This window comes from Mycobacterium sp. SMC-18, assembly GCF_045310895.1.
GTDB lineage: Bacteria > Actinomycetota > Actinomycetes > Mycobacteriales > Mycobacteriaceae > Mycobacterium.
This window is the reverse complement of record NZ_JBJIAL010000088.1, coordinates 1-5851: the sequence shown is the minus strand read 5'-3', so window position 1 is coordinate 5851 and position 5851 is coordinate 1. Positions and strand designations below refer to the sequence as shown.

Sequence of the window (5851 nt, the reverse complement as noted above, 5' to 3'; positions counted from 1 at the left end):
AATTATTCCTTGCAGGACAGGCACTTTCGCTTATCTACACACCCCCACAGTCAACATTCCACGAAAAATCCGGGCTAAGCGACATCGTTGTAGGGCTCATTGTCGTCGCGATCATGCTGAGCTGGAAACGAAGCCCGGCTCGGCTACAAATACTTCCCGGGCCGCTAGTCGCAATCGTCGCCGCGACGGCGATATCGTTCGTGCCGCCGCTGAACGCCGACAGAATCGAACTCAACGGTTCGATCCTCGACGCGATCGGCTTGCCGACTCTGCCGCACGGCACCTGGGTGCCGTTTGTACTGGCTGTGTTGACCATCGCGTTGATCGCCAGCGTGGAAAGCTTACTTTCGGCAGTTGCGGTCGACAAGATGCACAACGGCCCGAAAGCCGATCTGAACCGCGAGCTCATCGGTCAGGGCGCGGCCAATATGGTGTCGGGGATGCTCGGCGGGCTGCCGGTAACCGGCGTGATCGTCCGCAGCGCAACCAACGTGGCGGCCGGTGCACGCACGCAGGCTTCGTCGATTTTGCACGGCGTGTGGGTGCTGCTGTTTTCCGTGTTGCTGGCCGGTCTGGTGCAACAAATTCCGAAGGCCGCCCTGGCCGGGTTGCTGATCGTGATCGGTATCCAGTTGGTCAAGTTGGCACACATCCGGCTGGCCTGGCGTACCGGCGACCTGGCTGTTTATGCGATCACAGTCACCGGAGTTCTGTTCCTGAACCTGCTGGAAGGCGTCGCCATCGGCGTCGCCGTCACCCTCGTCGTGGTGTTGTGGCGGGTGGTGCGCGCCTCAGTACATGCCGAACCGATCGACGAGGAGCATCACGAATGGCGTCTCACACTCGAAGGAGCCCTCAGTTTCCTTTCCTTGCCGCGGCTATCGCGCGTGCTGGCCTCAATTCCGCGTGGCAGCCGGGTCACCGTGGAGATCACAGTCGACTTCCTTGATCACGCCGCATACGAGGCCATCGAGGAGTGGGCTCGGCGGCACCGCCTAGCTGGCGGCTCGGTTTGCATCGACGAAATCGGCGAGAGCGCGATGGCAGCGGCCACCGTAGGGCCGCCGATTCGCCGGTCGCACAGCGCGATAGCCCGCGGCCTATCGCCCTGGCGCTCTCACGGCCACCACCCAGGGGACACCGGTTCGATGCTCACCCCGGTGTTGGACGGCGTCGCGCGTTACCATCGCCGACACGCCCCGCTGCTTCGCGAACATTTCAACGAGCTGCGCGGCGGGCAGCGACCGCGCGCTCTGTTCCTGACCTGCGCAGACGCTCGCTTGGTGCCCAATGTCATCACCGCCAGCGGGCCCGGTGACCTTTTCACCGTGCGCAACCTCGGCAACCTCGTTCAGCCGAACGCCGCTGACATGTCGATGGAAGCCGCATTGGCGTACGGAATCATCGAGTTGAACGTCAACACCATGATCATCTGCGGCCACTCCAGATGCGGAGCGATGACGGCATTGCTCTCCGAGGCTGGCCATCGTGACGGCATTCCCCCCGCTGTCGCGGCATGGATCGAACAGGCGCTGCCAAGCCTCGACGCGTTCCGCGCCGGTCACCCCGTCGGCCGGGCGGCGGCCAGGCAGGGGTATGACGCCTGCGATCAGTTGGCAATGGTCAACGTCGCTTGGCAAATTCAGAACTTGAAAGTCCATCCCGTGGTGGGTCCCGCTCTGGAAGAGCAGCGATTGGATACATTGGGGCTCTTCTTCGATATCGCCTCGGGCCGGGTACTGCGTATTACAGAGAGCGACGTCGAAAACCTCGGCGCGCCGAACGACTGACTCTTCCAACAGGGTAAGTCCCTCGGGCCTCGACAGCGGGGTCTCCAATCGGTCTCACGAATCTGCGCCGGCCCGGATGATTGATCGCCGGGATGCGGTTGCGGGCCGGCGGGCCAACTCGGGCGAGGGTGCGGGGCGCATGGTCGCCGGAGCGATCGCGTGATTCGTCGAGGGACCGACCAAAGTCACTCGAGCAAAGGAATCGACGCGATGACCACTGGCCACAATATTGACAGGCCGGCTGTGCTGGCTGATCGACTCACCGCCTGCCGCCCCGATGTGCTGCGCGAGCTGCTGGCAACTTTCATCCACGCCCTGATGGGTCGAAGCCGACGCTCTATGCTTCTCGAAGAGGCAGCCTCGGCGAGGTGCTCTTCACCCCAAACATGAACGGACGCAGTCGTTCTTGTTCAAGCTCCTCTGACGACGACGGGGCTAACCTCAGGCGTGCGTTCCTGCGGCGGCACATGCCGTTTGGGCGTTGTAGGCGTCGTTGTTGAGCTCGGTGGCCACATTGTCAAGGGTGTCACCGCCGCGGCGGAGTCCCATGATCAACAGGAGCTTCGTCGCGTCCACTGACCATGCCCGCATCGGCGCGGCGATCTCGGGCTGCAGACCCGGTGTCGCCGCCGCGGTCATGGCCGCGGCCGCCGCTTCCCGCAGCGCGGTCCGAGCGGTCACGTTACTGTTCCTGACAGTCGGATCTCTGTAGTCGGGAAGGTCCGTACCTTCGGTGGCGTCGGCGAAACCCGAGTAATTGGTCGCGGCGAAATTCAGCGTTGTGGCGAACTGCTTGCAGGCCACCGCCGCCGCGGGATTGACGTTGTCCGAGGTCGGCGCGGGGACCGTTACCATACCCGGAGCCGGCGTGTCCGTCTGTTCTGCGTCGTTGGGGTCGGCGGATGCGGTTGGGACGACCGCTAGCCCGATGCCAAACGCGATGAGAGACGCGGCCAACCCGCGCTCGCAAACATGTGATGACCTCAACAATTCCTCCTGCCGTGTCGGCCTGATCGCGGGCGATGCCGCGCCACCGGACCAGCTGATCTTGCCCTCACCGCCATTGAGCGGCTCTCCGTGCGAGACCACAGCAGAGTCAGGCGAATACGAGGCCGCGGTGATCGACAGAGAGCTCTCATGATCAGGTTCAAGGCATGGTTGTATATATCGAATGGTCGAGTCTACAGCTCACCAAATGATGAACCGCCGCTCAACGCTGGGTGCCCGTGCGGCGTCCATTCGATGCTGTGGACAGCCAGAGGCGCTCTCGATGGGTATGTGGCATGAACTGTTTTCGGTCCGTTTACCGTTTGGACACTCGGCCACTCAATCATACGACGCGACAGTTCCCTTGAATTCGGACCACGAGAGGCGTCACCGCGACCATGCCGAATCGTTTTGCCACCTTGACCGCCGTCTGCATGCTGATCCCGGTTGGGGTTGCGCCACTCGCGTCGGCCGAACCGCCCCCGGATCCCGCGGTGGAGCCGGCGGGAAACGCCGCACCTCCACCCCCGCCGAACAACGGCGCCGTCCCGTCCGCGGCACCGGGGGTCTTGGATACCCCGGACGGTTGGCATTTGACGGTGTCCGCGGTGGCCGAGACCCAGCTGCCGGTGGCGCCGCTGACTACCTCGCTGGCGTCGCGCGAATACCTCGTGGGCGGCACGTTCGCCGGGGCGATCACGGGCTCGGGTAAAACAAAGCTGAACGGCGGAAAACTGGAGGCAGGCTATCAGATCGGCTGCGGCATTACGCAAAATGCTATCGAAACTCTTGTCGGGGCCGGTATTACCCCTTCGATCCGCATACCGTTTGCTGGCAACGATCCGTCCTTCGCTCCGAACCTCACATACCGGGGAAGAATAGACCTCCGTCCCGGCACCGTGTCCACGGTTGCGGTCGACGAGAAAGAGTTCGAGGGGAAAGAAACGCGGGTCACGATCACCGGTTTCCGCATTGGCGTCGACCAATGTGCCGGTCAGTCGTTCATCCGGTCGTACGCGACGTTGACCAGCTCGACCGAGAACACCGAGGACGTCATCACCTATCTCGGTGTCACCAAGGCCGTGTGATGCGGTTTCGCAAGCGCGGCTGTGCCGGCGTCGATTTGGTGCCGCCGCGAAAGCCGCTCATGCAGCGAGACCTCGTGGGTTCAGGGATCGAGGCGCCGGTTCGCCTCCCGCCGACACCGGCGTATCCGTCACCGTGGTCACGCCCTGAACTGTCCGCCGACGTGATCAATCGCGCAGTGACCGAAGCGGTCCCGCGGGTCACGGTGCGTCGCCGGCTGGCCGCGGCGCGATCAAGCCGCGCCAATGGTTCACGTGTGCCGTTATCCGGCGAATCCATTTCAGAAATGGCTTACCAGCTTGAGAGACGCGCACTCGATAGTTTCGGGTGGCAAGTGTTGTTCATCCGTTCACCGTTTAGATACCTGGTCCATCGATCATTCGGCGGAACAGTTGCTTTGGATTACGACGACGAGAGGCGCCCCCGCACAATGTTTTATCGTTTAGCCACTCTGGCCGCTGTTTGCATGCTGGTCTCGACCGGGACAGCTCCGCTCGCCGCGGCGGAGCCGGATCCCAACCCGCCGCCGGTACCCGTCGCAAACGCCGGTCCCCCGCCGGACACCGGCGCCGTCCCGTCGGAGCAGCCGGGAATCGTCACGACCCCGGACGGCTGGCAGTTGACGGTGGCTGCGCTGAACGAGACCCAGCTGCCGGTGGCGCCGCTGACTACCGCGCTGTCGTCGCGCGAATACCTCGTGGGCGCCACGTTTACCGGGTCGATCACGGGCTCGGGTGACACCACGTTGGACGGCGGAAAGCTGGAGGTCGGCTATCAGATCGGCTGCGGCATCGAACTGGATAGGGTCAGGCTGGCTGGCCAGATCGGCATTGGCACGTCGGGGTCGACGCTCGCGGGTCTCGTACCTACCGGCGCCTCGCTCCCGATCAGCGGTACGTTTGAAGTCCAGCCCAAGCCGGGCGAGGTGACCACCGTTTCGGTGACCAAGAAGAAGTTCAAGGCCCAGGATGCCCGGGTCACCGTCAAGGATGTTCACATCAAGATCGACGGCTGCGTCGGTCAGTCGTTCCTGCGGTCATTCGCGGTATTGACGAGTTCGACCGCGGACACCAACGACATCGTCGCTTACTACGGCGTCACCAAGACCGTCTGACATCAGAGGTGGAGCGTGGGTATCCGAGCCGAAGGAGACGCCAGCCATGAGTAGCCGAGATCGCGGGGCGGTCGCCAAGGACGTGATCGCGAGCATTGTGGTGGCCGGTGCGCTCGCCGTCGGTGCGGCGGTCGCCCACGCGGCGCCCGCCGCTGCGGACCCTCCCGCGCCGCCCGCTGATCCGGCGATTCCGGTCCCGCCGCCGCAAGGGCCGACGATACCGATCATCGGCGCGCCTTTAGGGCCTAGTGGGCTTTCGGGATTGGCGCAAATTGGGGCTCCTGCCGCCGGCCCTCTTGGCCTACCCGAGATGCCCGACCCGACCGTCGGCAACGACTTGATGCTGGGCCAGAACCCAATTCCCTCGCCACCGGGCGGCCCCCCAGGCACGCCGCCGAACCTCAACGCGTTCAACAACGCCTACCTGCTCCCGCAGAACGTCGATCCCGCAGCGCCCGGCCAGGGAACGATGTTCGGGGTGGCGCCGGGCGATGAGAATGCGGACATCTCCGGCTTGGACTACCTCAGGCGCCTGCGTGCGATGTATAGCGACGACCGTCTGAAAGGCGGGCTTCTCGGCCAGATGCCACTGGATCAGCTCGGTGAGCCGCTGCCTGGTACCGCGCCCCCGCCCGGTACTGCGATTCCGGCCGGGCTGGGACAGGTCTTGCCGGATCAACCGCCGATCGTTTCACCCGGGCCGCCGCCGGTAAGTCCACCGGGGCCGCCGCCGGCCGGTTAACCTCCGCCGGTCCGTGGTACGCGGACCGCGTCGACGGTCGCTTCGATCAGCCGGTCTAGCCCGGATTTTGCGTGGTAATTGGTGTGGGTTCGGTGTGATGCCGAGTTGTGTTGTTGGGTAGTGGTTTTCGTG

5 protein-coding genes and 1 pseudogene are annotated in these 5851 nt (G+C 64.1%); 5 read left to right on the top strand and 1 reads right to left on the bottom strand.

Annotated elements, in window-relative coordinates:
• Together ACJH6J_RS29845 and ACJH6J_RS29840 are read left to right on the top strand one after the other, a co-directional pair.
• Positions 1-1790 (top strand): solute carrier family 23 protein (locus tag ACJH6J_RS29845; RefSeq protein ID WP_406803261.1); only part of this gene is annotated, 1790 nt, incomplete at its 5' end.
• Positions 1791-2000: 210 nt separating this feature from the next.
• Positions 2001-2133 (top strand): annotated as a pseudogene (locus tag ACJH6J_RS29840) (IS256 family transposase); the annotation flags it as partial.
• 98 nt (positions 2134-2231) lie between these two features.
• On the opposite strand, the gene ACJH6J_RS29835 reads toward ACJH6J_RS29840, so the two are convergent.
• The gene (locus tag ACJH6J_RS29835) at positions 2232-2747 is read right to left on the bottom strand and encodes a hypothetical protein (RefSeq protein ID WP_406775975.1); all 516 of its coding nucleotides are present in this window, start codon (positions 2745-2747) and stop codon (positions 2232-2234) included.
• Positions 2748-3385: 638 nt separating this feature from the next.
• Here ACJH6J_RS29835 and ACJH6J_RS29830 point away from each other — a divergent pair.
• The 3 genes from ACJH6J_RS29830 to ACJH6J_RS29820 all read left to right on the top strand — a co-directional run bounded on the left by ACJH6J_RS29830 (position 3386) and on the right by ACJH6J_RS29820 (position 5719).
• The gene (locus ACJH6J_RS29830; RefSeq protein ID WP_371824528.1) at positions 3386-3865 is read left to right on the top strand and encodes an MspA family porin; all 480 of its coding nucleotides are present in this window, start codon (positions 3386-3388) and stop codon (positions 3863-3865) included.
• Positions 3866-4293: 428 nt separating this feature from the next.
• Positions 4294-4977, top strand: a complete 684-nt coding sequence (locus tag ACJH6J_RS29825) for an MspA family porin (RefSeq protein WP_061004163.1) — start codon at positions 4294-4296, stop codon at positions 4975-4977.
• A gap of 46 nt (positions 4978-5023) precedes the next feature.
• Positions 5024-5719 (top strand): hypothetical protein, encoded by a 696-nt coding sequence (locus tag ACJH6J_RS29820; RefSeq protein ID WP_084377652.1) that lies wholly within the window; start codon positions 5024-5026, stop codon positions 5717-5719.
• Positions 5720-5851: the final 132 nt, after the last annotated feature.

Coding starts and splice junctions, on each gene's coding strand:
- ACJH6J_RS29820 (WP_084377652.1), top strand. CDS start 5,024: ATGAGTAGCCGAGATCGCGGGGCGGTCGCCAAGGACGTGATCGCGAGC.
- ACJH6J_RS29825 (WP_061004163.1), top strand. CDS start 4,294: ATGTTTTATCGTTTAGCCACTCTGGCCGCTGTTTGCATGCTGGTCTCG.